The organism is Silvibacterium acidisoli (assembly GCA_022870745.1).
Classification (GTDB): Bacteria; Acidobacteriota; Terriglobia; order Terriglobales; family Acidobacteriaceae; genus Silvibacterium.
Genome location: CP085323.1, coordinates 108,055 through 134,002, shown reverse-complemented (window position 1 = coordinate 134,002; position 25,948 = coordinate 108,055). Strand labels below are relative to the sequence as shown.

Sequence of the window (25,948 nt, the reverse complement as noted above, 5' to 3'; positions counted from 1 at the left end):
ATTATGTCTCAATCGTGCTCGGGCAGTTCATCAGGCCACTGCACGACCGCAGGTTGCCCATCAGGCCGGCGCGTGAGCACCGGCGCATAGATGCCGAGGTAATTTCGTCGCCACCAGTTGCCGGTTGTACGCTTTTCCTGCATTGAGGTGAACCAATACTGCCATAGCACCGCACGAACATAACGCGGCCGAGCGCCAGCGAAGGGGTTTCCTGCAAATAGACTCAGCACTTGCGGACTGCTGTCGAGCAGGCGTTCCTCGGTGAGCGGAACGATGTTGTTCTGCCGCCAGTCACCCAGCGAGGCGAACCATAAGTTCCAGTCGAACCGCGGTTGATATGGAGCATAGATGCCGGGCCGTCCATCGAGCGCCTGCGGCTTGTAACGAAAAGGGTACGCCGTCCAGGTCTTGCCGTCGTTCGATCCCTGGAACTCGATTTCATAACGGCCGTTCGTCATTACCGCAAATAACCCGTAACGGTTGGCGATACGAAACGGTTCGAGCGCACGCACTGGCCCATCGGGCAGGCGAAGTTGTGGAAGCGGCATCCTGATAAGCTCCGCGGTCGTGGCGTAGGCTATCCACGTGAGCATGACCGCAGTCGCAGCAAGCTTCAGCGATGCAAGAGGAGAAAGCCTCGGCGCATCGTGTTCCTCGTGCACCGGAGCGATTGGCGCGATGCGGAATCGAGCGGGCAAAAGGCGCCCAAGATATCCATCATCGAGCAGCAGGAAGCCGAGCATCAGAACCAGATAGTTAAGGAAGGTGTAGTTTGCGGTGAGGATCACTCCGATCTCCCACGGCGTTACGATCAGGAAGCAGATCAGCCGCAGCCGGCGCGGAAAGAAGAGCAGCAGGACGATCAGCAGCTCCATGCCCAGCGTGGCAGCGGCACTCGCCTTGTGGAACCACTCCGGCAGGTGCTGAACGTACCAGCCGATCCAGGTCGGCAGGGGGCCGTTCTGGTAGTACTCGTTCATGGCCGTAAGGTGCCGCCATTGCTGGTCGCCGCTCAGCAGCTTGACCATGCCCGACTCAAAATAAATTCGGAACCACTCCCACTGCAATAGAAACAGGCTTGCTCTTGAAGGTGGTGTGGCTGCTCCCAATTCCGGACGAAAACCTGAAGGTGCGAAGAAGAGAGCAAGGAATCCGGCTTCGAGCAGCATGCCGTCCGACTGGTATCCGGAAAAATCTCCGGCAGCCGCAACGAACGACAAGAAGCAGATCCAGGCAACAGAGAAGCTGAGCCGTGGCCACAGGTTCGCGAATGCCGCCAATGCTGCGAGCATACCAATCCAGCAAAGCGCCATCAGTGCTCGGTCGGTTGACGTGAACCAAAGCAGCGAGGGTGCAAACCAGAAGCGCGTAGCGTGAAAGGAGCGATCGACCGCCGTAAGATATTGTCCGGCAGGCAGAACCCCATTCGGCCCGATCAATCCCTTGATTTGAAAGAGCAGCGAATAGAAGGCCGAGATATAAATCGCCGCGAGAGCGCGCAGGAAGATCCATCTCGGCAGGAGCCGGTTCCGCGATGCCGTTTGCGGGTCGGATCCAAACAAGAATCGTAAGACGCTCGTAGGGGAATGTTCCATCTCTTTCTATGGATGGCGCGAACGGGCGTGCCGTGCAAAGGATTTCAGTGCTCAGTAGAAAAAGCCCGAGTGCAGATATTCGAGTCGTCTGCGCCGTGCCCATGATACCTCTACGCGCAGCAACGGAATGCATCCCGCCGCTGCGCGCAAAGCCGTTACCACTTGATATTCAGGTCAAACTGGCTGGTTAGAGCAGGGCTGGTAATGATCTTATAGATCTGCCCGGGAAAGAGTTCGCCCGAACTGGTGATGGATCTGCACTGAGTGGAAGGCCCGTTGCCGCAGCCCCACCAGTTATAGCTGGAGTCGACCGTAAACGGAGGGAAAGAAATCGGACTCGTCGGCTGTCCCCCCGAATACATGATGCCTACCCCTCGGCCGATGAAGTCATTGAAGTGAGCAGTCAGTGCGCTTCCTGCCGAGGCCCCGAATGCGATAGCGATCGACTCATTGCGGAACTCATTTTGTTCGACGACTGTTCCGGTGATCGGTTGGAGGGAATGAATGCTGACGCCCACGGACTCCGAGCTCGCACCAGTAGATCCATTGTCATGGATGTGGTTGCCGATGATGGTGTTGCCGTCGAGAGCCACTCCGAAACTGTGCTCGTCGACGGATTGATTGGAGATGCTTACACCCGCGCCACCATTATCGTGCAGTTCGTTGTACATCACGTGGTTGGAGAGTGTAATGGATCCAGCTGCGGGCGCGAGAATGCTGACCCCCGAGCCGCCTGTCGAGGTTCCGTTGTGATCGAGTTCGTTGTGTGTGACCACATTGGAAGAAACTCCTCGACTGAGCGTGATGATTCCGCTGTCCGGTGGGAGCAGATGGCTGGCCAACGTGATGCCCGCTGCATAGTCATTATCCCGAACGACATTGCCTGCGATCTGGTTGCCGGTGGATGCGCCGGTCTCGTCTGAAATGAGAATGCCGCCGGCATTATTCTCGACAAGATTGCGGAGCACAGACGAAGAACTTACAGCCATGAGATGGATACCTTCTCCGCAATCCACCTGCTCATCCGGTTCAGTGAGTGCCGGCAGGCCGGGGCAGGTTCCAGCGGAGGGGTCAAGCGCCTTGTCGTTTCCGTGAACGTAGTTGTCGAGCAAGGTCACATTCGTTGCATTGAGCACCAGTATGCCTTCCAGTTGTGCTCCCTCGATCTCAAAGCCGGCCACAACGACATTCGTGAGTACAGAGTCCGGTGAGCTTGCGCCGCCTTCTACTACCACGCCGTTAGGTTTTCCGCTTGCATTGATGACTGGCTTCGCGTTTGGAGCAGCCGTCAGTGTAAGGGACTTGGTGATGGTCACGGGAGCATAGCTTCCCTGGTCGACCTCGATTACATCTCCGCTGGTCGCGGAGGCGGCAATAGCTGAAGCAATGGTGGAGTAGCAACCCTTCTTGCCGTGGGAATCGACACAACGAGTGATTGCATGCAGATTGCCGGCAACGAGCAGCAGGAAGAACGCAGGCAACAGGTGTAGCGCAAAATGGCAGGGAATCCGATGATGGGGTGTCATGTATCTCCTTTGAAGCTGACCCGGGAGTCAGACGGTTGAGGTCATCCGATGCGTATGATTTGAGGGCAGCGGAGCATGGGAATGGGCCGGGTTTGTCGATACACCTAGGGCACAACGGATGCCCGCGCTACGGCGATCAAGGTGCTTGAATTGGGCGGCTGCGGTCAGATTGCCGGTAAGGAGAAGAAGAACGAGAACCGGCAGCAGCAGACCTGATGCAGGACGACACAGTATCCGGGAAATGCGGATCATCTTAATTCCTTTGGCTTTCCGTTAAGGCTGAAGCGCGTGCTGGCAGCATGGGATCGCCTGTACCGGAGGCGAAGAGGAACAGGAACACAGCAAAACAGAAATTGATTACGCGCGTGCCGTCTGTATCTTTTCAATGGGATGTTATCGGATGTTATGAAACTGCGACACACACATTCGTGGGATTGATTTCCGGGTCTTTGCGCAACCCGGCCATCCATTAAACCGCTGCACGATGGGATGTTCAGTGTGAACCATCGTTCTCTGGATGTATGCGGCAGGAAGCGTAGCTCATTCACGAAAAAGATGCCGCCCAAGGTGTCGAGTCGTCGGCAAAAGTAATGCATTGCAGTCTCATTTTGGAAAGGGATACGGAGACGGTTTCACTTCGGAACACCGTCATGCGGTCCATTACTTAAGTGAGAGGGAAGTCAATGCAGCAGCTATTAGTCTTCGATCAGTAGGACTTAAGCTGAAGTCACTTTTACAGAAAAACTTATTAGGTGGTTGGACCATCGCTCCGGCGGTGGCTGGAGGGAGTGCGCCTGAGGTGAGCAGGGGGCTGGTTACAGCTGTGATTCCTACGCATCACCGCCCGGTGCTGGTATGCCGGGCCGTGATGAGTGCCTTGCGCCAGACATATCGCCTGCTCGAGGTGATCGTCATCGTCGATGGAAGAGACGAGACGACCGAGCGCGAGCTGGCTGTTTTCGCTGATCCACGCCTGCGTGTCATTGTGCTGGAGCAGAACGTAGGCGGTTCGGAGGCGCGGAACCGGGGTGTCTGCGCGGCCAGCGGGGAATGGATCGCCTTTCTTGATGACGACGATGAATGGCTGCCGGAAAAGATTGCACGCCAGGTCGCTGCGGCGGAGCAATTGAAGGGGATGCCCGTGATGTCGTCGCGTCTGCTGGCCAAAAGCCCGTATGCCGGACATGTCGCTCCACAAAGAATCTTCCATCAGGAGACGCCGATCAGCGAAGCTCTCTTCTGCCGTTCGAGCTTTGCAGAGGGCGCTTACATGATGCAGACCTCCACCCTTCTTGCCCGGCGGGAGCTGCTGATGAAGCATCCGTTTCGTACGGGGCTGAAGCGGCATCAGGATTGGGACTGGCTGTTGCGTGTCTCTCGTGTGTCAGGGGTCTCTTTCCACATGTCTCCCGAAGTCCTTACTTTGTTCCGGGTGGAAGATGGACGCCCAGGTACGAGCCGCGCTCTCGACTGGGAGTTCTCTCTCGAATGGGCAAAGCAGATGAGGGAATACTTCACGCCCCGCGCGTATTCGTTCTTCCTCGCCACGGAGTGCATTTCGCGTGCTGCAAAGGGTCGTGCAGGCTGGCGCGCTCTACGCAGCATTGGTGTGGAGTTTCTCTTTAAGGGGAAGCCGACCTTTCGCTCGGTGTTGTGGGTCGTTGCGTTCTTCGCCGCGTCAGGACCGGTACGCAGGCGTCTGCGTGAGCGACTGCGCGGCAATCCCGCCGGACTCGGCGGACCTCGGTGGAGACCTGATACTTTTTCTCTCTTGGATAGCTGAGGGTGTACGGAACATCTTCATAGATGAAATGGCGGTACTCAAATAAAGGAGCAGGGTGTCAGCGCATGGAGTACACGGAGAAATATCTGGAGGAAGTGGGAGAGATCGCACGTGTTGTCGACCGCAGTCAGATTGAGGAAATGATCGGGTTGCTATGCGACGTGCGCGCGCGGGGCGGCAGGCTTTTCATTCTTGGCGTAGGCGGAGGCGCCGGCCATGCGGGCCACGCTGTAAACGACTTTCGCAAGATCGCGGGTATTGAGGCCTATGCGCCCAGCGATAACGTATCGGAGCTGACGGCCCGCGTGAATGACGACGGGTGGGAGAGCTGCTATGTCAACTGGCTCAAAGTGAGCCGTCTCAATGCATCGGATGCTCTTTTCATCTTCTCGGTCGGCGGCGGAAGCCTTGAGCGGAAGGTGAGCATAAACATCGTGGAGAGCCTGATGCTGGCCCGTCGGGTCGGCGCTAAGGTGATCGGCGTTGTCGGCCGGGACGGCGGTTACACAGCCCGCGTGGCAGATGCCTGCGTGGTGATCCCGACCATCTCGGAAGACACCGTGACCGCGCACGCTGAATCCTTCCAGGCGGTCATCTGGCACCTGATCGTTTCGCATCCGCGGCTCAGAAAGAATGAGATGAAATGGGAGCAGACGATGCTTCAGGGCACAGAGCGGTCTTTCTTGATCGCGACGGCGTAATCAACGAAAACGTCTTCAACCCCGCAACCGGGGAGATGGAGTCGCCTCTGACCGCCGGGCAGTTTCGCTTTCTGCCCGGCGCGCTGGAGGCCATGTTCGCATTTCGTCGAGCGGGGTTTCTGCTGTTTCTGGTTTCGAATCAGCCCAATCATGCCAAGGGCAAGGCTTCGCTCGCGGAATTACACGCGATCCATGAACGTATGCAGGCCGAACTCGAGAGAAGCGGAATCGACTTCGTAGAGTTTTATTATTGCTTCCATCATCCCGCCGGGATAACGCAGGGCTATTCAGGGCCATGCGAATGCCGCAAGCCCTCTCCTTACTTTCTGGAGAAGGCCATCGCGGAATACGGCATCGACAGAGAGAGTTCCTGGATGGTCGGCGATCGTTGGAGCGACATCGCCTGCGGCCGCGACGCAGGCGTTGCGGCCATCTTGATTGCAGAATCGCCGGTCGAGTTCGCGGAGGTGCCGGTTGCTCGTGACCTGCGGCATGCGTCGCAGATTATCCTCAGGACGGAACGCGGCCGAAAGATCAGATAAGGGCCGGCGATGGCGTCTCGATACGGTAAGCGGAGGCGAGGGCGTCGCGATAAAACATGCTGACGGTTTCACGGGAGTAGTCGCTGAGATCCTTGCCGATGAGGTTCAGCTTCTGCAGCATCTCGGGCGGAACGGTGATGATGTGGCAGCCAGCATCATTTGCCTGGAAGATGTTCAGCGGTTCGCGCGGACTCGCCCATAACAACTCCGCGCAAGGGCGTGAACGAAGTATCGCCGCCGCCTGCTGCATCACCGGGACGGGGTCGACGCCGGTATCGGCAATGCGGCCGGCAAAGACTGAGACAATGGCAGGGGTCGCCGGAGCAAGAACCTCGGCCACGGCTTCGACCTGGAAAATTGTCATGATGGCGGTTACATTTACAGCGATGCCGGCCTGCGACAGGCGACGGATAAGCGGCCCCATAAATTCTCCGGCCTGGTTGGTAACGGGAATCTTGACGTTGACGTTCTTTCCCCAGCTGGCTATCGCCGCGGCTTGCGCTTCCATCTCCTCCGGCGTGTCAGCAAATACCTCGAGAGATACGGGCCTGTCTGGTACGGATGCAAGCAACTCACGTCCGAAGCGTTCGTAGTCGAGAACGCCTGCTTTGCGCATGAGCGATGGGTTGGTGGTGAAGCCGCGGATCCATGGATGCGAGGAGAGAGCGATGATGCTTGCCAGGTCAGCTCCATCACTGAAGAGCTTGATACGGAGACTTTCAATACTAGGCATGTATGTCCTCGAGGCGAAGATTTCAGCTATGCAGCGAGTCGCGGGTATCGGAAAAGGAAGGCGTTTGGGGAAGGTGCGGCTCCGGTCGCATGAAGATCTGGCGCAGCACGAGGTAGAGAAAGTGTGGATTGCCGATGAGGTACCGGCGCCATAACCGCTTCGGTTCGCGGACCAGCCGGTAAAGCCACTCAATGCCCAGCCCGTGCGTCCAGCGCGGGGCGCGTTTCCTCAGTCCCGCCTGCGTGTCGAAGGCGGCGCCGACGGAAAGTGCAGCCCCGATGGGAAGAGCCCGGCAGTTGCGGTGCATCCAGATCTCCTGCTTTGGCGCGCCGAAGGCAACGCAGAGCAGGTCGGGCGCCGCATCGTGCAGCAGGCGTCGAATATGCGCCGATTCCATGCTATCCGTTTCAAACCCCCGTGCCGGACAATAGCTGCCCGCGATCTTCAGCACGGGATACCGCCGCTGAAGGTTCTTCGCGGCAAGTTCAGCGGCATGCGGCAGTCCGCCGAGAAAGAAGACACTGAGATCGTTCCGGGCAGCTTCTGCGCAGAGCTGCTCCATAAGCTCGCCGCCGGTAACCCGCTCTGGAACAGGCTGGCCCAGCAGGCGTGCGGCGAGCACAATCGAAATGCCGTCCGCGACATTCAGATCCGCCGTGCGTAGTGCTTCCGCAAATTCGGAGTTTTGGTTAGCCAGGGTGATCAGTTGAGCATTCGGCCCCATCAACAATAGAGGTGTACGCGTTCCCCGGTGGCGCAAAGCATGGATGACCCAGGCAACCGTATCTCTCATTGTCATGCGATCGATCGGAATGCCACTTAGCGCCAGTCGTTCAGGGCGGGGAAGTGGAAGAGAGGCCGGAAGCGGAAACGGTTTTGCACTCAGCCCCATATCGCTTTGTCCAGTTCAAGAAATCGTTGCGGTTGAATTCCGTTTGCGATCGGCCTCGAAGAAAACAACTCGTCCTTTGTGCGATCCCACACATAACGCGGTGAAGTCCCGATCGCTGCAAGGAATGCTGCTGCTGCCAAAGCATGTCGTCCCTCTGCCATGTGCATGTTGAAGTCGCGCAGCCACTGCTTGGCAAGGAAATGGCCGGCCGGCGAGAGGTGTTCGAGGTGGCCGCGAATCTCTCCCAGCGCTCGAGGCGTGCGCTTCCACAGATGCGACAGCAGAAGGTATTGAACGTAAAGGCCGGCTACGAATTGCCCGGCAAGGTTGAGCGTGCTGACGCTCGCCGGGTTCTGTCGAAAGCCGACCAGTTCCTCAGGGATGCAGTGTATGTCGTGTTCGAGCGCCAAGCGCCACCAGAGATCGGCGTCTTCGTTGTGCAGGCCAAGACGGTAGCCGCCAAGCATCGTGGTTTTCTGCACGTTGAGCGTAGCGGTCGGGTGACAGATGGCAAGCAGATACCCGGATCGGACGATGGCCCGGAGATCCTCCGGGCTGCCCCGCGAGCAGCGAAAGCTGCCAACAGCCCGGTGTCTTGGGTGATAGTTCGCCAGCGAATAGAACATGCCCGCCTGTGGGTGAAGATGGATCGCCTCGATTGTTTTCGCAACCCTCTGTGGATGCGAGATGTCGTCTGCATCCTGCCTCATGAGCCATGGCGTGCGGCATTCGCTCAGCATGCGGTTGAGTGTGCGTGTAATTCCCAGATTGGGCTGAGTGAGGACGCGGAGCCGCGGGTCACGAATGGACTGCAGGTAATCAAGGCTCCCGTCTGTCGCCCCATCGACAATTGCCAGAATCTCAAATGCACTGGAGCTCTGCGAAAGCAGGCTCTCGACTGATTCGGGAAGGTAAGGCATCGCGTTGTAGACCGGTATGCCTACTGTAATCAGTGTTCCCATGCATCCCTCGCTACCGCCTGTCGCAGTGCGTTTCAATTTGTAACGGTGTCGTATGCGTATATATGAAATCTTTCACAAGTAAGGTCAATGAACGGAAGATAAGAATTCCTAACTTCGGTAATCTGTTCGCGCCTGAAACGGGAATGCTAAATTTTCCCAAAACAAGAACTGAAAATAGATATCTAAACCTGCGAATTACCTGTGTATTCGTGCGTGTAATTACTCCGGTCATGCAACATCAGCCGTCCACGATAGTTGGGAGAGAGTTGGATGCGGGAAGCAAAGTTTCAGAATGGGAAGTATTTTGTTGTAGGAGGCGCCGGTTTTATCGGGAGCCACTTTGTCGACAAACTGCTCTCCGAAAGGGAAACAGAGCGGGTCACGGTTTACGACAACTTCTCGTCAGGCCGCCACTGGCACCTGGAACATCACCAGCTTCGCGGAGATGCACGGTTGCATGTGATCCACGGAGAGGCCGGAGCGCTGGAGTCGCTGGTCGAAGCAATGCGCGGCCATGCAACTGTGATTCACCTGGCGTCCAACCCCGACATTGCGCGGGCGGCTACGGACCCTGAGATCGACTTCTACCAGGGCACTCTTCTCACGAACAATGTTGTCGAGGCGATGCGCAGGACGCGTGCTTCCATGTTGCTATATGCCTCAGGCAGCGGCGTCTATGGCGAGTTGGACAAACTGCCCTGGACCGAAGAAAGCGGTCCGCTACAACCGGTTTCGACATACGGTGCCAGCAAGCTCGCGGGTGAAGCATTGATCGCGAGTTATGCAGCCATGTTCGGGATGAATGCCTGCGCATTCCGTTTTGGGAATGTTGTGGGCGCGCGGCAGACTCACGGTGTCGGCTATGACTTTCTGCGCAGGCTCGCGGCAGATCCATCGCAGCTGAGGATCATGGGCGATGGCAGGCAGAGTAAGGACTATGTGCATGTGTCGGACGTAGTCGAGGCCGTGTTGCACGCCGGGCAGCATACGAGTGCAGGATTTGCGGTCTACAACGTTGGCACCGAGGACGCGGTGACGGTGACGGAGATTGCGCGGATGGCAGTGGCTGTACTTGGAATCCGCAACCCACCATTTTTCGATTACACCGGCGGGGATCGGGGCTGGAAAGGTGACGTTCCGGTCGTCAGGCTCGACACTACCCGTCTGCGGTCGCTGGGCTGGTCCCCGAAGCGGAATAGCCGCGAGGCAGTGGCTGCATCGCTGCGTGAAATGGCTGCGGATGAGCGTGTGCTGGGCAAGCACCCTTTGGAGGAACCGGCTCTTGCGAACTGATGGAGGAATGCCCTCTCTGGCCCTGCTCGCCGGAGGGCTGGCAACACGCCTGGGAGAGCTGACAGCGAGTGTGCCGAAGTCGCTGCTGCCCGTCGCCGGCGAGCCGTTTCTGGCGCACCAGCTTCGGCGTCTCGCCGGCGAAGGAGTCGAGGATGTTGTGATCTGTTGCGGGCATCTCGGAGACATGATCGAGGACTTTGCGGGAGACGGAAGCCGCTTCGGATGTCGCTTGCGCTATTCCTGCGACGGTCCCGATCTGCTCGGCACAGGCGGAGCCGTTCGTCGCGCTTTGCCGCTGCTCGGCGAGCTCTTCTGGGTGATGTACGGGGACAGCTATCTGACTGTGCCCTTCGCTCCAGTGGTGGACGCATTTCAGGCTGCAGGTAAGCCGGCTCTGATGACCGTTTTTGCGAATGAAGGACGCTGGGGTGCAAGCAATGTCGAGCTCTCTGCCGGGAAGATCGTTCGCTATGAAAAGCGCAAAGCTGTTGCGGCAATGCGGCACATCGATTACGGGCTGAGCCTTTTTACTCCGCGAGCGTTTGCGGCCTCCGCTGCTGAAGAGCCATTCGATCTCGGCGATTTGCAGAAGGAACTGGTCGAAAGCGGCGACATGGCCTGCTTTGAAGCCGGTGAACGGTTTTACGAGATTGGTTCGCTTTCTGGAATAGAGGAGACAAATGCGATGCTGCTGGCCAAAGCGGTGTGCGCATGATCATGACGCGCACCCCGCTGCGCATATCGATTGGCGGCGGCGGAACAGATCTGCCCTCCTACTATCGCGAGTTTGGCGGCTTCGTGATCTCCGCGGCCATTACGAAGTACGTGTACATCACGATCAATCGCAGCTTTTTGCCCGGATATTTTCTGAAGTATTCCGAGGTCGAGCACGCTGAGTCTGTTGATGCTATCCGGCATCCCCTTCTGCGCGAGGCCATCAGGATGCACGATATCCCCGCGCCGCTTGAAATAGTCAGTGTGGCGGATGTGCCGGCTGGTACTGGACTGGGATCGTCCGGAACATTTCTTGTGGGGCTGGTGCACGCGCTTCACGCCTACAAACGGCAGCCGGTGACCGCAGACATCCTGGCTCGTGAAGCGGTCACGATCGAGATGGAAAGGCTGAACGAGCCGGTTGGTAAGCAGGACCAGTACATCGCCGCATTCGGCGGCCTGATGTGCCAGTACTATATGCCGGATGGCGGGGTCTCGGTTGCTCCGCTGAAGATGACGGCAAGCGCGCTGCTGGAACTACGGGACTCTCTGATGCTCTTTTTTGTGGGTTACACGCGTTCAGCGTCCGGCCTGCTAGCCGACCAGAAGACTAGGTCGGAGGTTGGTGATGCGGGAATGCTGGAGAGCCTGCATTTCACTAAGGAGCTGGGCCGCGAAATTGCGACGGCACTCGAGGCGGGTGCGGTCGATCGCTTCGGCCCGCTGATGCATGAGCACTGGCTGCGCAAGCGCAGCCGTTCCGCTGGAATGAGCAACCGGCAAATTGACGAGCTCTATGCATTGGCACGAAACGAAGGCGGAGCATCCGGCGGCAAGCTGGTCGGCGCCGGCGGCAGCGGTTTCCTTCTGTTTCAGACAAACGACCGGCGGCGCCTGCGCGACACGATGACCAGGGCAGGGCTGAGCGAAATGGATTTCAGCTTCGACTTCGACGGATCGGTTGTATTAACGCGAAATGCGTAAGGGGTAATACGGGTGGCATCTCAGGTGCGCGCATTCGAGAACGGCGATCCGTCGGGCTTTCAGCGCAGGGAATGGACGCTGATCGACATCTTTGCGATCATGCGCCGCAGGCGCGCATGGATTGGCTGGACGATCACAGCCATGCTGGTGCTTGTGAGTATCTATTGCATCCTGGCGACACGGCGCTTCATGGCAAGCGCCCAGATCGAGGTGCAGAAGGAGTCGCCTGGAGTCTTCGGACTGGATACGAGTGTGACGGGCGATATGCCAACTGCGGAGGACTCACTCGACTACAGCGTGACGCTTGAAACGCAGGCGAACATCTTGCGTTCGGATACGCTGGCGCTCAACGTCATCCGCGAAATGAAGCTCGAGCCTACGGCGGACTATTTTCCACAGCGGGCCGCGGGGCCGGGACTGCCTGGCTGGCTGTTCTTTTGGCGCAAACCGGTAGAGCCGCTCAATGTGCCACTGGAAGAGGCGCCCAACCGCCGTTATGTCGCCCTGAAGATCTTTGCGTCGCACCTGAAGGTCGCGCCCGTCGCGGGCACGCGGTTGATCGATGTGAGTTATTCCAACCCGGATCCCGCGCTTGCGGCGAGCGTGGTGAACTGCCTGATTCAGTCGCTGATGGATTACAGCTTCCAGGCAAGATATCGTGCAACCGCGCAGGCTTCCACATGGCTTGGAAGCCAGTTGGTCGAGTTGAAAAAGCAGACGGACGATCTGGAATCGAAGGCCGTTCGCATGGAGCGCGATACCGGGATGTATGGAGCCGATGGCAGTCACAACGTGATGCTCAGCCGGCTGGAAACGTTGAATGAAACCCTGGCTTCGGCCGAGTCGAATCGCATTTTGAAAGAAGCCATTTACCGGATCTCGCAGAGCGAAGATCCCGAGTTGATTTCCGGCTTGGCGGGAAATGCGGGAGCGTCTCCATCGACGAACTCGCTGGCATTGCTGCAGACGCTTCGTTCGCAGGAAGCGCCTCTGCGCGCGGAGCTGGCGGAAGATGAAACGCGCTATGGGCCGGCTTACCCGAAGATTGCGGAACTGCACGCGCAGCTGGACGGAGTAGAGAAGTCTATTCAGGACGAGACGCACCGAGTCGGCGAGCGCTCCAGAACCGATTATGAGATCGCAGCTTCGGCCGAGGAGGCCGCGCGGGATGCTCTGGACAAACAAAAGGCCGCTGCCGAAGCGAGCAACGATCGTGCAACGGCTTATGTTCTTGCCAAGCAGGAGGCCGATGGAAGCCGCAGCATCTACGAGGGCCTGCTGGGCAGGTTGAAGCAGGCAGGTATTCTAGAAGGCCTGCGTGCGACAAACATGACGGTGGTAAATCAGGGGCGCATGCCTCCCCCCGATCATCCGCGCAGCCCTAACATTCCGCTGTATTATGCAGCCGCGCTTGCAGGGGGGCTGCTCATGGGGTCTTCCCTGGCGCTCTTGAGGGAACTGCAGGATCAGAGAGTGCAGTCGTTGGAGGAATTGGAAGGGCTCCTCGGATCTCCATTGCTGGGCGTCGTTCCTAGCCTGGAGTTCAACAGGCGGAGTCTGGCTCGACTCGGAAAACGACGCGAATTAATGCCGAGGCTCGCGTTGCCGGAGAGTCCGCAATATAACGCCGCCTCTTTTGTCGAAGCGGTTTGCTCGCTGCGTACCTCCGTCCTGCAACAGGAAGGTGGGAATCCGCAGACGTTGTTGATCACAAGCTCGATTACCGGCGAAGGCAAGAGTCGCATGGCGGTAAATCTAGCGGGCGCGCTGACGCAGCTCGGGAAAAAAGTGTTGCTGGTGGATGCGGACCTGCGCCGGCCGTCGCTATCGCGTGAGTTTTACGAGAGCCAGGGTTCGGGTCTCGCCGGCGCACTCTCGGGCGATGTTCCGCAAATTCGGAGGCATCCCGAGATGCCAGGTCTTTCGCTGTTGTGCGGTGACGAGATACCTTCCAGGCCCTCGGAATTGCTGGCATCCGCGACGATGGCTCGGCTGCTTTCCTACTGGCGCGTGGAGTACGACTTTATCGTGCTGGACAGTCCTCCCGTGTTGCCTGTCACAGATGCAAGGATCCTCTCGCGGCTTTGCGATGTGACGCTGCTGGTCGTGCGCCACGGTTACGCCTCCAAGCAGTCTGTGCAGCGCAGCCACCGAATGATCGCCGCAAATCTTCCCGGGACTTCCAAGTTGGGCACCGTGCTGAATGGGGTCTCTGCCGATTCGGACGAGTACTGTGCCTACTACGGTTACAAACGCGGGATGAAGCCGCGAGAAGGAAGCTATGCGAATGCGTAAATGTCTTGGGTGCTGCCTGTTGCTGTTTTCCCTCGCGGTACTTCGAGCGCAGGAGCCAGCCGCCGCGCCGCAGGAGAGTCTGCGTATCGGGCCAGGCGATCTGCTCCATGTAACCGTGTTACGTGAATCGGATCTCGAACAGAGAGTCCGCGTTCGAGATTCGGGCGAGATTACTTTGCCAATGGCCGGTGACGTTAAAGTGGAGGGGCTCAACACGGAACAGGCTGCAACGGCAATCGAGCAACAATACATCGATCGCCAATATCTGAGGCATCCGGTCGTGTCGGTATTCATCGAAGAGTACGCGACCCAGACGGTAGCCGTGCTGGGGCAGGTGGTAAAGCCGGGCACGATCTCCATTACGACGGCGCGGAGTCTGCTCGACATTCTGGCCATGGCAGGCGGACTAACTGAGACAGCTGACAGGCATATCACCATCGAACGCAGTGGTGGCAATGGACTCGTCGAAGTCTTTCTCTCGAATCACGCGGACGATGCCTTCAACGCCAACGTGAAGATCTTTCCCGGCGACAGGATTGTCGTGCCGAAGGCAGGCATCGTTTACGTGCTCGGTGATGTCGGCAGGCCGGGCGGTTACGTCATGCAGAATGAATCACGCATGACGGCGCTGCAGGCGATTGCCATGGCGGCGGGGGTGAATAAAACGGCAGCGGAAAGCCGTGCGCGCATCCTGCATAACAATAACGGCCAGTATGAGGAGCGAGATCTGCCGTTGAAGGAGATTGAGCGCGGCGAAGCTCCCGACGAGCTCCTGGTTGCGGATGATGTGATTTTCATCCCGTTCAGCTTCGGCAAAAACATAGCGATCGGGACCAGCGCGATTGTAACCTCGGCCAGCTCAGCGCTGATCTATGCAGGCCGGTAAGGGCAGGCCGATGAAGATGACGATCGAAGAACTGGGCTGTGTCGCAATTCTGCTTTTCTTCGCCGTGCAAGGCGCCATTCCATTCATTGCTCCGAACCAGGCTCTGGAGATGACAAACGCTCCCGCCTCGGGATTGACTCTCTACGGAGGCATCGCTTCGCAAATCCTGGTGAATGCAGGCATTGCTCTGCTCCTGCTTTTAAACCTGCAGGGAGTAACGCGCCGGCTTGGAGCGATGCAGTGGGCGGGCGCGCTGGCAGCGGTGGCAGTGGCTTCGACAATTTGGTCGCAATACCCATCAATCAGTGTGCGAAGGTCGGTGCCTTTTGCGCTGGCGGGGTTTTTCGGTCTGTATCTCGCCGTGCGCTTCCCGCTGAGGCGGCAGTTGCGATTGCTCTGGATCGCCATGATTGTTCTGGCGATCTTCTCCGCGGTGTTGGCGATTGCAGTTCCTTCCGTGGGACTCGACTCCTCTCCTGGTCACCATATGAACTGGCAGGGCGTCTTTACGCAGAAGAACAGCTGCGGGCGCATGATGACGCTGGCATTAGCGCTCCTGTTGGCGGAAAGACGCCTCACCTTCACACGAGTTGCGAGCGGGATTTTGTTTGTCCTGGTCCTGTTGATGAGCGGATCGCGAAGCGCATGGCTGGCAGCGGCGGTCCTCTTATCGCTTGCTGTATGGCTGTGGCTTGCGGCGCGCCTTGAAGCTCGGAGCCGCATGCTTCTGATCGGCGCCTCAGCATGTTTCATCCTGGCAGTGGCGCTCGTGGCGGCGGCAGGGTATCGCGAGATAGCTGAGTTCTTGGGTCGCGATGCAACGCTTTCGGGCCGGACCAATATCTGGCGGCAGGTATTTCTGGCGATACGCGAAAGGCCCTTGCTGGGCTGGGGTTACGCCGCGTACTGGCACGGCACGCAAGGCGCGGCATTTAAAACCGTAGTCGCACTGCACTTTATCGTCTTTCACGCGCACAACGGATTTCTCGAGATCTGGCTGGAGACCGGGCTTGCCGGCCTCTCGTTCTGGGTATTGAGCTACCTGCGCGCGTGGCGGAGACTGCTCCCGGTTTTATGCTCCGGAGATATCCATCAGGTTGTGTGGATCTTTTACCTGCTGATCCTCATGCTGTTCTTCAATTTCGACGAAAATGCGTTGCTGACTTTTAACGGCCTGTTCTGGGTTCTCTATGTCAGCGCGATTGCGAACCTGGAGCTGCATCGTGCCGAGAGGCAAACAATACCCGCCTTCAGAGTGACGTTCAAACCGGTTGCCGCAGGTCTGTCATGACGCAACGCCGGGTGCTGCTCTTCCGCAGCGAGCTGCTGCCTAGGTCCGAAGCATTTCTTGTCGAGCAGAGCCGCGCCATGCGCATCTTTCAGGCGGTTTTTGCCGGGATAAAGCGCCTTCCCGAAAGCCTGGATTTTCAGCATGCGACTTCGCGGGTTCTCTCAGAGGGAGCGTCGCTACGCGCAAAGATTCGCCGGCGAGTCTTTGCCGAGACTCGATATGCTCCGCACTTTATGGATGCCCTGGTGGAGACGCGTTCTCAATTGCTGCATGCGCACTTTGCCGTGGACGCCGCGCTGGCGCTGCCGATCCAGCGGCGTCTGAACGTGCCCATGATCGTTACACTGCATGGCTACGATGTAACGCGAGACGACAGCCACATGAAGCGCACGGCGGCCGGCAGGATTTATCTGCGAAGGCGCCAGGAGTTGTGGGGGAGTGCGAGGCTGTTTCTGTGTGTCTCCGAATATATTCGTCGACGGGCAATCGAACGGGGTTTCCCGGAAGAAAAGCTGCGTGTGCATTCCATCGGAGTCGATCTGGAAAAATTTCGTCCAGGGATTCGATCTTTGCAAGCAGAACCGATCGTTCTCTTCGCTGGGCGGCTTGTCGAAAACAAGGGCTGCAGCTTTTTATTGCGCGCCATGCAGCAGGTTGAGCAACGACATCCTGACGCGCGGCTGGTAGTGATTGGCGATGGCCCACTGCGTCGTGCTCTTGAAGAGGAGGCCCGGCAGCGGCTGCGCCGGTATACCTTCACCGGAATGCAGACGCATCGCCAGGTACGCGACTGGATGGGGCGTGCGAGCATGCTGGTGATGCCCAGCCTGCAGGTAGCCAGCGGAGACGCCGAAGGGTTGGGGATGGTGATGTGCGAGGCGCAGGCCGTGGGCCTGCCGGGCGTGGGTTTTCGCGGCACGGGTGTCGAAGAGGCGCTGGATCATGGCCGCTCCGGCCTGCTGGTAAATTCCGGCGACAGTGACTCCCTGGCGGTCGCGATCCTCAATCTATTGAGAGATGCCCGGCTTCGCCAGTCGCTATCGACCGCGGGCCGTGACCACGCGGAAAGACGCTTCAATCTCTACCGGCAGACCGCTCTGCTCGAGGATATTTATTGCGACCTGCTAGCCTCATCGTGATGGAAGACAGCCTGCGCAAAGGATCGTTGTGGGTGATCGGCGGCCAGTTCCTGTCGATCGTACTGCAGGCTGTCTACTTCGTGCTGATGGGGCGCACGCTCGGCAGCGCCGAGTATGGAGCGTTCGTCGGCGTGGTGGCGCTGGTGACCATTCTCAGCCAGTTTTCAAGTGGTGGCATGGAGATGGTCCTGATGCGTAACCTGAGCCGCGACCACAGCTCTTTCGCGGCGACATGGGGTCACGCATTGCGTGTCACTGTCTACGGATTCGTCCTGCTGTTGCTTGTATCGATGGGGTTTGCACACTTCGCGCTTGCTGCGGTGCTGCGGCCGCTGGTTCCATGGATCGCGCTGTCGGATGGACTCTTCGGCAAACTAGTGCAACTCGCCAGCCGGGCGTTTCAGGGAGTCGGCCAGCTGCGGCGGAACGCCCAGCTAACAACTTACGTGAACCTCGGTAGAGCGGCGCTCGCCGGTGGATTGTCGATCTACGCCCATGCCGTTCACCATCGGATAAGTGCAGGAACATGGGCGCGGATCTACTGGCTTTCTCCGCTGACCGTGGCTGTGGTCGCGCTCTATATGGTGACGATGCAGCTGGGGTGGCCCGTTTACACCCGGCTCAGGTGGAAAGACTTGAGCGAAGGGCTGAGCTTTTCACTCTCGAACTCTTCAATCTCGATCTACAACGACATCGATAAGACATTCCTGGTCAGTTTCGGTATGACTTATGCCGCAGGTATCTACGCAGCAGCCTATCGGGTTGTGGATGTGGCTACGGCTCCACTTTATGGGCTCTATACCGCTGCGATGCCCCGGCTTTTTCGTGCGGGCGGAAAAAGTGTTCGCGAGGCGGATCTGCTGACGAGTCGCCTGATGCGGCGAACGGTCCCCTATGGGGTTCTGACAGCGGTGATTCTCTTCAGCACTGCTGGCCTGTTACCCATTCTCTTCGGGAAATCCTTCGCTGCATCGGTTACGGCTCTGCGCTGGTTATGCCTGCTGCCGCTTCTGCGTGTGCTGCACTACGCGTGGGGATCGGTGATTACTGCATCGACCTCGCAGTGGATACGCACCGCCACACAGGTCTCGACGGCCCTGCTGAACCTGTTGCTGGTGTGGTGGCTGGTTCCGCGATGGTCGTGGCAGGGCGCGGCTGTGGCCAGTCTGCTGACCGATGGCGCACTGGCGTTCATCAGCTGGTCTGTTCTGCTCTACCTGCGCCGAAAGGAAACAGCCGCAGCCGGGGATGAAACACTCAACGCTGCGTAAGCCGCAGTACCCGCATCCAGTTCTCGAAACCGATTTTGCGCAGGGAAGCATCATCGAAGCCATGCTCTCGCAAAGCTTCGATCAGGTTTTGCAGGCCGGCTGCGCTTCCAATCTCCGCCGGGATGGTGGCGCCATCGAAGTCAGAGCCAATGGCGACGCGGTCGATACCCAGCTTTTCGACCAGATAAGCGCATTGCCTGGCCAGCAGATGTAGAGGCGTTTCCGCATCGGGCATGCCGTCCGCGCGCACATCGCCAACAGAGAAGTTCAGGCCGACCAACCCGTCAGATTCACGGATGGCGTCCAGTTGCTCGTCGGTCAGGTTACGCGACGACGCGCAGACCACGTGTGAACAGGAGTGTGTAGCCACCAGGGGAGCGGTGGTCAACCGTGCAACATCCCAGAATCCTCTTTCGTTGAGGTGTGCCAGGTCGATCAGCACGCCAAGCTGGTTGCAGCGCCTGACCAGTTCCTTGCCCATGTCAGTGAGCCCGGGACCGGTGTCGGGTGAACTCGGGTAGGCAAAAGGAACGCCATTGCCGAAGATATTCGGGCGGCTCCAGACGATGCCGAGGCTACGCAGCCCCTTCGCATAAAGCTCATCCAGTTCCGCAAAGCCTGGTCCAATGGCTTCTGCTCCCTCCATGTGCAGCAGAATCGAAAAGATTCCTTCGCTGCGCGCCTGTTCGATCTCTGCAGGGGTGACAACGATGCGAACTTGTTCCGGAGCACGTTCAGCAAGTGCTCTTAGCGCAGCAAGCTGGCGCTCGATGGCGGCTTTAGCAAAAGGGTAATCGACAGCTCCGGGAAGCCGCAGCCGGTGGCCGGCTCTCACCGGAGGCACACCGGTCGTTTGCGATGGAACCCACATGGCGAAGAATCCGCCGATGAGGCGGCCGCGCCGGGCGCGCGGCAGATCCAGATGTCCGGAGGTATTTTCAGCTAAGAAATCGACGCCTTCAGGCGCGTATTCACGAAGAAGCTGCACAACGTCGTTGTGGCCGTCAAAGATGTCGATGGGGGGCGTCTGCGGATTCGGCTCCATGGTGGGTCCCACTATCCATCTTTTCATGCCTGGCGGGTGGATGGGCTATCTTTAAATACGTATGCGTCTCTCCGCAAAGTGCTCCTCCGCTCTCTTCGCTGTTCTGCTGCTTGCGTCTTCCGTGTCCGCCTGGGCTGCGCCAGTCGAGGGATACAAGGTGATCCATACCTATCCGCACGACACCTCAGCCTACACGCAGGGGCTGATCTACCTCGACGGCAATCTCTACGAGGGGACGGGACTCGAAGGCCACTCTTCCATACGCATGGTCGATCTGGAGAGCGGCAAGGTGCTGCAGCACTATGAGCTGCCGGGCGAATATTTTGGCGAGGGGCTTACCGACTGGGGTTCGATGTTGATCGAGCTCACCTGGAAGGCGCAGCTTGGATTTGTTTACGACCGCTTCAGCTTTCGCCAGATCAGCACCTTTCATTACACCGGCGAAGGCTGGGGACTGACCCACGATAAGACCTCGCTTATCATGAGCGATGGCACGCCCTACCTGCGCTTCCTCGACCCCAAGACGTTCAAGGAAATCCGCCGCGTCAAGGTGACAGACGACGGCAAGCCAATCGACCAGATCAACGAGCTCGAATACATTCACGGCGAGGTCTACGCGAACATCTGGCAGACCGATCGCATTGCACGCATCTCGCCGGCGACCGGCAAGGTGATCGCCTGGATCGACCTCAGCGGCATCCTGCCAGGATACGAAGGCAGTGGCGGCAATGCCGTTCTGAACGGCATTGCTTATGACGCGAAAACCGATCGGCTCTTCGTGACCGGGAAGCTTTGGCCAAAGCTGTTCGAGATCAAGCTGGTGCCGGGTAAGAAGTAAGCCCGGCCTTCACTTTTTCAGAAGTGCATCGAGGCCGGCCTGCGCAATCGCCTCATCGATCTCTGACTTGGCGCCACTTGCGGAGATTCCGCCGACCAGCTGCCCATCCACCTTGATCGGCAACCCTCCCTGGTTTGGGAAAAACTCGGGAAACGCCATCGCCTCCGTGTGGCCATTCTTTACCGTGTCTGCGCCGTCTTTCGATGGGCTACCGTAGAAAGCCGCATGGCGGGCTTTCTTTTGAGCGAACTGGATCGTATTCAGCGTTGCGGATTCGCCCTTCTCAAGGAAGAGAAGATTCCCGCTCTCATCGACGACGCAGATCGTGACGGAAACATTCAGTTCTTTTGCTTTTGCCTCTGAGGCGGCAACCATGACCTTAATGTGGTCGAGATCAAGATACTTCTTGTTTGGAAGCTCATTCGCCAGGGCTGCCATTACAGGCAGCAGAAGCACGGCCAACAATCGGATCACCTGCACTCCTCCCGGAACCGCGTTCCCTGATCTGCAGCGCAACCGATCAGAAATACCGCGGTTCGTTTGCGGAGCCGATCATACTACGACGGCCGTCAGGCTTCTACGCCCAGTTCGCCCAGCAGAAACGCATAGTCCATCGCAATCTCTTTCAGGTAGTCGTAGCGGCCGGATGCGCCGCCGTGACCTGCGCTCATGTTGACGTGCAGCAGCAGCGGGTGGGCGTCGGTCTTGAGCGTACGGAGCTTCGCGACGTACTTGGCCGGCTCCCAGTACATCACCTGGCTGTCGTACAGCGATGTCTTTACCAGAATGGCCGGATATTCGCCCTTCTTGAGGTTGTCGTAGGGCGAGTAGCTCAGCATGGTCTGAAAGGCGTCGGGCTGGTTTGGATCGCCCCACTCCTCGTACTCGGGAACGGTCAGAGGCAGGGAAGCATCGAGCATGGTGTTCATGACGTCGACGAACGGCACGTGCGAAAGAACCGCGCGGAAGAGATCGGGACGCATGTTCGTGACCGCACCCATCAGCAGTCCGCCGGCGCTGCCGCCTTCTATGGCGATGCGCTCGGGGGCGCCGTATTTCTTCGCGATCAGCTCTTCGGCTACGGCGATAAAGTCGGTGAAGGTATTGAGTTTGTGTTCGAGGCGTCCGGCATCGTGCCAGGGCTTGCCCATGTCTCCGCCGCCGCGGATGTGCGCGTAGGCCAGCACCACTCCGCGATCGAGCAGGCTCAGCCGATTGCTGTTGAAGCCGATGGGCAGGGAGTAGCCGTAGGATCCGTAACCATAGATGTAAAGCGGATTCAGGCCGGACTGGAACCTGTCGCGCCGGTAAACGAGCGAGACAGGTACCTGCACGCCATCGGAAGCAGTCGCGAAGATGCGCTCTGAGGCGTAAAGGCTGCGGTCGAATCCGCCTGGAACTTCAAGCTGCTTGAGCAGAACCGCGTCGCCAGTCGCTACGTCATACTCATAGACGGACGCAGGCGAGACCAGCGACTGGTAGCTGTAGCGATATTTCGTCGTCGAGAAGACCCGGTTGATGTGCGGATGGGCGCTGTAAACCGGTTCGGGAAAGGGAATTTCGCGCGCGGTTTCCGGAGCGTCAAAGGGCACGACGCGGAGCTGCTCAAGTCCGTTAGCGCGGTCGCAAACAACGTAGAATGAATCGAATAGATCCACATCCTCGAGCATGGCTTCAGGGCGATGCGAAATCATCTCCGACCAGTTTTCTTTCGCCGGCCGGTCGGTTGGAGTCGTCACCAGGCGGAAGTTGCGGCCCGTGTCGTTGGTGCGAATGTAGAACAGGCCATCCCTGTGATCGGCGTAGTATTCGATGTCATCGCGGCGCGGCTCGATCAGCGTCCATTCGCCCGCCGGATTATCGGCTGCAAGAAAGCGCTCCTCGGTCGTGGTGTGGCTCGCGCTTTCGAGGAAGAGGTATTTGCGGTCGCGGCTCCGTCCTGCACCGAGGTTGAAGCGCTCGTCGGTCTCCTCGAAGACGATCGTGTCCTGTTCGTGCGGAGTGCCGAGCGTGTGCCGGTAGAGGCGGTAGTGGCGCTTCTGAATCTCATCTTCAATCGTGTAGAAGATCGTCCGGTTGTCGGCTGCCCAGACAATGGATCCGGTGCGCTCGACCTTTTCCCCAAGAATCTCGCCGGTGCGCAGGTCTTTTACGTGCAGCGTGTACTGGCGGAAGCCGGTGTTGTCCGTCGAGAAGGCCAGCAGGTTGCCATCATCGGAGAGGGTGAGCGCACCGACCGCCATGAAGGATTCACCCTTCGCCAGCTCGTTCACATCGAGGATGATCTCTTCGGTCGCGTCGAGGTTCCCGCGCTTGCGACAGTGAATCGGATACTGCGAGCCCTGCTCCGTCCGCGAGTAGTACCAGAAATCTCCATATTGGTAGGGAACGGAGACATCGGTCTCCTTGATGTGGCTGACCATCTCTTCATACAGATCCTTCTGGAGCTCTTTGGTCGGCTGCATCACCGCTTCGGTGTATGCATTCTCCGCATTCAGATAAGCGATGACCTCGGGACTCTCTTTTTCCCGCAGCCATGCGTAGTCGTCGACCAGCGTGTGGTTGTGGAGCGTGTTCTCAGTGTGACGGATCGCAGCAACGGGAGGCGTGGGAAGATTACGGTCAGGCATACCTCTTCAGGATATCGCCTTTGAAAAAAACGGGACGGCGCGAGGCCGTCCCGTCAGGTGAAGCTTTAATGGTCAGGGTTAGAAATGGAAGCCTACCTCGGCGGTCAGGGCTCGCGGCGTAACGTAGTGCGTGCCGCTGAAGGTAGAGAGGAAGTTGTAGAGCGAGTAGCTGTTGGTAATGTTTACGCCCGTCAGGTGCAGGCTCCACTTATAGCGATCGCCGTTGAAGAGGTTGTCGTCACCGACGGACATGTCGAAGAGATTGCGCGGCGCGATGCGCGGCGGATTCTTATCGTCGTCTTCGGTGCCAGGTGCCGGAATCTTCACCAGCTTCGAGGTCAGTCCGCCGGCATCGCACTGTGTGAAGCCGGCTGCCGGAGTCGCCTTCACGCCATCGCAGATCAGGCCGGCTTCGAACTGCTGGTCATAGGTGAGGCCGCTGAGGTCGATGCCGGGCTGCCCATTGGGCAGGGTGATAGAGGTGCCGGCGCATCCGCTGTTCGGGTCGGTGGTGTTGTAGCAGGGGACCGAGCCGGCAACGAGGCCACTGTCATAGCGCCAGTTGAAGCCGATCCAGGGCATGCGTCTCCAGGGTAGCTGGTACTGCATGTGGGTGGTCTGGTTGAAGCGTTCGTCGTGATCGATGCGGAAGGGATAGTAGGTATTGCCGCTTGCCGCCACGGTCGCGCCTGCGCCGGCAATCTGTGGGCCGAAGAAACGGGCCGATACGGACGACATGACAGCGTAGGCTGACAGCCCGTGAAGCTCCGGCATGTCGACACGTAGCGCATAGCCGGGGATCTTCGAGTTGTGCCAGTCGATGGGGAAGGTGATCGGCGTGTTGCCGAGCACGCTGAAGTCGAAGGCTCCATGCGTGTATTTCCAGATATATTCGCCGCTGACCACCAGGTATTTGCTGAAGGCCTGCTGGAAACCCGCGTGAAACTCGTTGCGATAACCGGGTGTGAGTGTACCGGCTACACCGGGAGTGCAGGCGAGCAAGGGATTGAGCACAGGGTCGAGGCATCCCTGGCTGGAGAGCACCAGATTTTCATTGAAGGGCGTCTCGAGCGTACGCGCGTAGGAGACGCGCAGTACCGTGTTCGTCGGTTGAATGGTGTAGGCCACGCCTAGTCTCGGCTCGGCCTGGTGAGCGACGGTGAGTCCGTTATAGATATCGCCGCGAATACCGACGTTGAAGAGCCAGTTGCCGGCCTTAATCTGGTCTTCGATGTAAAGCGCAAGCTCCTTCACATCGGTATGACCGAAGTAGTGATAGTAGCTGCCGCCGCGCGTCAGATCGTAGGGCGCGAGAACCGGGTTGTAGTTGGGATTCGCACCAAGTCCGCAATCGGGCGTGCTGCTGTATCCGGCAACCGGATTGCCAGCGAAGTCTACGCACGGGGCATTGTAGGTAGGGTCGACGATACCGAGGCGGTCGTTTTCGCGCAGGAAGGTCTGCTCATACATCGCACCGACCTTGATATTGTTCACACCCTTGCTGTAGGAGAAGTCGGTGTGAGCACCGGCATTGGTCAGCGTGCGTTCCTGTCCAATCGACGAGGTTTGCAGGTTGGCGGGACCGAGATCGGCCAGCGGATTGCCGCTCGGATAATAGTTGTAGGCATCCTTGCGAACATAAGCGCCGAGGTTGAAGACCGAATTATTGTTGACGATGCGCGTGTAAAGCGGCGCAATGTTGAAGGTCTCGATCTTCGAGTGCTGGTCGGCATCGCCTACGTTGGCGAAGACGGGATTGGGGCTGGTGCCGTCGCTGATCACGTTCTGTACGTTCAGGTTGTCGTAGGCGTTCGGTGTCTGGAACCACGAGCGTGTATAAGTCAGGTTCAGGTGCAGCGAGTCCTTCGAATTCAGCGTGCGATCCAGGCGATCGAAGACATTTTCCTCATTGCCCTTGTCGTGGAGGACCTTGAACTCAGGCGGATCGAGGAAGCGTCCGCTATTGAGGCCGTCGACCTCGAAGAAGTTGCCCCAGTTGTCGCCGCCGTAGCTGATGTCGAAGCCGGTGCTGGCCGATCCGAAACTTCCGTAAGAGGTCGTGAGGCTGCCGGTCGGTGTCTTGACGCCCTGGCCGGAACGGGTGGTCACATTGATGACGAGGCTGGTTTTGTCTCCATACTCTGCCGGCGGAGCGCCTGCGATCACTTCGACAGACTGCACCGAGTTCGACGGAAGCTGGTTCGAGAAGACTTTGCTTTGCTGGTCGGTGACAGGCTGACCGTCGATCGAGAAGGAGTTCGAAGCGTGATCGCCGAGGCCATGGAAGAGGCCGTTGGAGTCCGCGCTGACACCCGGCGAGGAAAGCGTAACCAGCGAGCTGAGCGAAGAAGACTGGCTTTCGAGCGGAACCTTCGCGAAAGCGCCACGGTCTATATCGGTATGCAGGCCGGAGCTGGCTTCCAGAAGGTCATTGCCTTCAACCGTGATGGTCGTAGCGTTGGCTCCAACAGTCAGAGCTGTCGAAATCACAACCGGCACATACGAGCGCACTTCCACATCGACCATCTTCGACTGGAAACCCGTTGCGTTCACGACCATGTGATAAGGGTTCAGAGGAAGATTGGTGATCTGGTACTGGCCCTGGCTGTCTGCGGTGGCCGTACGGTGCAAACCGCTGACCGGGTTCTGAAGCTCAATGGTCGCGCCGGGAATCACTGCACCGGAAGCGTCGGTGACTGTTCCGCGCAAGGTCCCGGATTGTCCGGCCGACTGGGCAAACGAGGGATGAAACGCCTGGAGCAGAAGCAGGCAGATGAAAACGGGAAAGAAAAACGATCGCACCAATGTGCGCATGGAAAGACCTCCAA

At 58.5% G+C, this 25,948-nt stretch carries 21 protein-coding genes; 12 read left to right on the top strand and 9 right to left on the bottom strand.

The genetic code is table 11. The annotated features are described in order from the left end of the window. Positions 1-8 precede the first annotated feature (8 nt). Entirely contained in the window at positions 9-1,562 is a 1,554-nt protein-coding gene (locus LJD29_RS00535) for a lipase maturation factor family protein (RefSeq protein WP_446743797.1), read from the bottom strand. A 188-nt stretch (positions 1,563-1,750) separates the two neighbouring features. After that, complete coding sequence (locus LJD29_RS00530) at positions 1,751-3,121, bottom strand: right-handed parallel beta-helix repeat-containing protein (RefSeq protein WP_446743796.1); 1,371 nt, start codon at positions 3,119-3,121, stop codon at positions 1,751-1,753. A 799-nt stretch (positions 3,122-3,920) separates the two neighbouring features. On the opposite strand from LJD29_RS00530, the gene LJD29_RS00525 reads away from it, so the two are divergent. The 3 genes from LJD29_RS00525 (at position 3,921) to LJD29_RS00515 (ending at position 6,147) form a co-directional block, all read left to right on the top strand. Further along, positions 3,921-4,904: a glycosyltransferase family 2 protein gene (locus LJD29_RS00525; protein WP_446743795.1), complete on the top strand. Its 984-nt coding sequence runs from the start codon at positions 3,921-3,923 to the stop codon at positions 4,902-4,904. Between the two features lie 65 nt (positions 4,905-4,969). Beyond that, the gene (locus LJD29_RS00520) at positions 4,970-5,605 is read left to right on the top strand and encodes an SIS domain-containing protein (RefSeq protein ID WP_446743794.1); all 636 of its coding nucleotides are present in this window, start codon (positions 4,970-4,972) and stop codon (positions 5,603-5,605) included. Continuing rightward, positions 5,548-6,147 (top strand): D-glycero-alpha-D-manno-heptose-1,7-bisphosphate 7-phosphatase, encoded by a 600-nt coding sequence (locus LJD29_RS00515; protein WP_446743793.1) that lies wholly within the window; start codon positions 5,548-5,550, stop codon positions 6,145-6,147. The genes LJD29_RS00520 and LJD29_RS00515 overlap by 58 nt, the downstream gene beginning before the upstream one ends. On the opposite strand, the gene LJD29_RS00510 is transcribed toward LJD29_RS00515, so the two are convergent. The 3 genes from LJD29_RS00510 to LJD29_RS00500 are packed head-to-tail and all read right to left on the bottom strand — an operon-like array spanning position 6,140 to position 8,734. Then, positions 6,140-6,880, bottom strand: a complete 741-nt coding sequence (locus LJD29_RS00510; RefSeq protein ID WP_446743792.1) for a transaldolase — start codon at positions 6,878-6,880, stop codon at positions 6,140-6,142. The genes LJD29_RS00515 and LJD29_RS00510 overlap by 8 nt on opposite strands. A 22-nt stretch (positions 6,881-6,902) precedes the next feature. Continuing rightward, the gene (locus LJD29_RS00505) at positions 6,903-7,772 is read right to left on the bottom strand and encodes a WecB/TagA/CpsF family glycosyltransferase (protein ID WP_512701057.1); all 870 of its coding nucleotides are present in this window, start codon (positions 7,770-7,772) and stop codon (positions 6,903-6,905) included. Then, positions 7,763-8,734, bottom strand: coding sequence for a glycosyltransferase family 2 protein (locus LJD29_RS00500; protein WP_446743790.1), 972 nt, complete (start codon positions 8,732-8,734; stop codon positions 7,763-7,765). The genes LJD29_RS00505 and LJD29_RS00500 overlap by 10 nt, the downstream gene beginning before the upstream one ends. A 270-nt stretch (positions 8,735-9,004) precedes the next feature. Between LJD29_RS00500 and LJD29_RS00495 the strand changes: the two genes are divergently transcribed. Genes LJD29_RS00495 through LJD29_RS00460 form a run of 8 tightly spaced genes read left to right on the top strand, consistent with a single transcriptional unit; the run spans position 9,005 to position 18,607 of the window. After that, positions 9,005-10,027 (top strand): NAD-dependent epimerase/dehydratase family protein, encoded by a 1,023-nt coding sequence (locus LJD29_RS00495; RefSeq protein WP_446743789.1) that lies wholly within the window; start codon positions 9,005-9,007, stop codon positions 10,025-10,027. Positions 10,028-10,034: 7 nt separating this feature from the next. Next, positions 10,035-10,742: a sugar phosphate nucleotidyltransferase gene (locus LJD29_RS00490; RefSeq protein WP_446743788.1), complete on the top strand. Its 708-nt coding sequence runs from the start codon at positions 10,035-10,037 to the stop codon at positions 10,740-10,742. Then, the gene (locus LJD29_RS00485; protein ID WP_446743787.1) at positions 10,739-11,725 is read left to right on the top strand and encodes a GHMP family kinase ATP-binding protein; all 987 of its coding nucleotides are present in this window, start codon (positions 10,739-10,741) and stop codon (positions 11,723-11,725) included. The genes LJD29_RS00490 and LJD29_RS00485 overlap by 4 nt, the downstream gene beginning before the upstream one ends. Before the next feature lie 12 nt (positions 11,726-11,737). After that, the gene (locus LJD29_RS00480) at positions 11,738-14,020 is read left to right on the top strand and encodes a GumC family protein (RefSeq protein ID WP_446743786.1); all 2,283 of its coding nucleotides are present in this window, start codon (positions 11,738-11,740) and stop codon (positions 14,018-14,020) included. Beyond that, the gene (locus LJD29_RS00475) at positions 14,013-14,906 is read left to right on the top strand and encodes a polysaccharide biosynthesis/export family protein (RefSeq protein ID WP_446743785.1); all 894 of its coding nucleotides are present in this window, start codon (positions 14,013-14,015) and stop codon (positions 14,904-14,906) included. The genes LJD29_RS00480 and LJD29_RS00475 overlap by 8 nt, the downstream gene beginning before the upstream one ends. Before the next feature lie 10 nt (positions 14,907-14,916). Beyond that, positions 14,917-16,197, top strand: coding sequence for an O-antigen ligase family protein (locus LJD29_RS00470; protein ID WP_446743784.1), 1,281 nt, complete (start codon positions 14,917-14,919; stop codon positions 16,195-16,197). Next, a complete protein-coding gene (locus LJD29_RS00465) occupies positions 16,194-17,336 on the top strand; it encodes a glycosyltransferase (protein WP_446743783.1) in 1,143 nt (380 codons plus the stop codon). Before LJD29_RS00470 ends, LJD29_RS00465 begins: the two co-directional genes overlap by 4 nt. Next, complete coding sequence (locus LJD29_RS00460) at positions 17,312-18,607, top strand: lipopolysaccharide biosynthesis protein (RefSeq protein WP_446743782.1); 1,296 nt, start codon at positions 17,312-17,314, stop codon at positions 18,605-18,607. The genes LJD29_RS00465 and LJD29_RS00460 overlap by 25 nt, the downstream gene beginning before the upstream one ends. Here the strand turns inward: LJD29_RS00460 and LJD29_RS00455 are convergent. After that, positions 18,594-19,652, bottom strand: a complete 1,059-nt coding sequence (locus LJD29_RS00455; RefSeq protein ID WP_446743781.1) for a dipeptidase — start codon at positions 19,650-19,652, stop codon at positions 18,594-18,596. The two genes, LJD29_RS00460 and LJD29_RS00455, sit on opposite strands and share 14 nt — an antisense overlap. Positions 19,653-19,713: 61 nt before the next feature. On the opposite strand from LJD29_RS00455, the gene LJD29_RS00450 reads away from it, so the two are divergent. Continuing rightward, the gene (locus LJD29_RS00450) at positions 19,714-20,490 is read left to right on the top strand and encodes a glutaminyl-peptide cyclotransferase (protein ID WP_446743780.1); all 777 of its coding nucleotides are present in this window, start codon (positions 19,714-19,716) and stop codon (positions 20,488-20,490) included. A gap of 9 nt (positions 20,491-20,499) precedes the next feature. Here LJD29_RS00450 and LJD29_RS00445 read toward each other — a convergent pair whose 3' ends face one another. The 3 genes from LJD29_RS00445 to LJD29_RS00435 form a co-directional block, all read right to left on the bottom strand. Continuing rightward, a complete protein-coding gene (locus LJD29_RS00445) occupies positions 20,500-20,964 on the bottom strand; it encodes a GlcG/HbpS family heme-binding protein (RefSeq protein ID WP_446743779.1) in 465 nt (154 codons plus the stop codon). A 95-nt stretch (positions 20,965-21,059) separates the two neighbouring features. Continuing rightward, positions 21,060-23,120 (bottom strand): S9 family peptidase, encoded by a 2,061-nt coding sequence (locus LJD29_RS00440; protein WP_446743778.1) that lies wholly within the window; start codon positions 23,118-23,120, stop codon positions 21,060-21,062. A gap of 78 nt (positions 23,121-23,198) precedes the next feature. After that, positions 23,199-25,934, bottom strand: a complete 2,736-nt coding sequence (locus tag LJD29_RS00435) for a carboxypeptidase regulatory-like domain-containing protein (RefSeq protein WP_446743777.1) — start codon at positions 25,932-25,934, stop codon at positions 23,199-23,201. Positions 25,935-25,948: the final 14 nt, after the last annotated feature.

What these genes read in the sequence shown, in the direction of transcription:
- LJD29_RS00530 (WP_446743796.1), bottom strand. Translation starts at nt 3,121, where the DNA reads ATGACACCCCATCATCGGATTCCCTGCCATTTTGCGCTACACCTGTTG.
- LJD29_RS00520 (WP_446743794.1), top strand. Translation starts at nt 4,970, where the DNA reads ATGGAGTACACGGAGAAATATCTGGAGGAAGTGGGAGAGATCGCACGT.
- LJD29_RS00515 (WP_446743793.1), top strand. Translation starts at nt 5,548, where the DNA reads ATGGGAGCAGACGATGCTTCAGGGCACAGAGCGGTCTTTCTTGATCGC.
- LJD29_RS00510 (WP_446743792.1), bottom strand. Translation starts at nt 6,880, where the DNA reads ATGCCTAGTATTGAAAGTCTCCGTATCAAGCTCTTCAGTGATGGAGCT.
- LJD29_RS00505 (WP_512701057.1), bottom strand. Translation starts at nt 7,772, where the DNA reads ATGGGGCTGAGTGCAAAACCGTTTCCGCTTCCGGCCTCTCTTCCACTT.
- LJD29_RS00500 (WP_446743790.1), bottom strand. Translation starts at nt 8,734, where the DNA reads ATGGGAACACTGATTACAGTAGGCATACCGGTCTACAACGCGATGCCT.
- LJD29_RS00495 (WP_446743789.1), top strand. Translation starts at nt 9,005, where the DNA reads ATGCGGGAAGCAAAGTTTCAGAATGGGAAGTATTTTGTTGTAGGAGGC.
- LJD29_RS00490 (WP_446743788.1), top strand. Translation starts at nt 10,035, where the DNA reads ATGCCCTCTCTGGCCCTGCTCGCCGGAGGGCTGGCAACACGCCTGGGA.
- LJD29_RS00485 (WP_446743787.1), top strand. Translation starts at nt 10,739, where the DNA reads ATGATCATGACGCGCACCCCGCTGCGCATATCGATTGGCGGCGGCGGA.
- LJD29_RS00475 (WP_446743785.1), top strand. Translation starts at nt 14,013, where the DNA reads ATGCGTAAATGTCTTGGGTGCTGCCTGTTGCTGTTTTCCCTCGCGGTA.
- LJD29_RS00470 (WP_446743784.1), top strand. Translation starts at nt 14,917, where the DNA reads ATGAAGATGACGATCGAAGAACTGGGCTGTGTCGCAATTCTGCTTTTC.
- LJD29_RS00465 (WP_446743783.1), top strand. Translation starts at nt 16,194, where the DNA reads ATGACGCAACGCCGGGTGCTGCTCTTCCGCAGCGAGCTGCTGCCTAGG.
- LJD29_RS00455 (WP_446743781.1), bottom strand. Translation starts at nt 19,652, where the DNA reads ATGGAGCCGAATCCGCAGACGCCCCCCATCGACATCTTTGACGGCCAC.
- LJD29_RS00450 (WP_446743780.1), top strand. Translation starts at nt 19,714, where the DNA reads ATGCGTCTCTCCGCAAAGTGCTCCTCCGCTCTCTTCGCTGTTCTGCTG.
- LJD29_RS00440 (WP_446743778.1), bottom strand. Translation starts at nt 23,120, where the DNA reads ATGCCTGACCGTAATCTTCCCACGCCTCCCGTTGCTGCGATCCGTCAC.
- LJD29_RS00435 (WP_446743777.1), bottom strand. Translation starts at nt 25,934, where the DNA reads ATGCGCACATTGGTGCGATCGTTTTTCTTTCCCGTTTTCATCTGCCTG.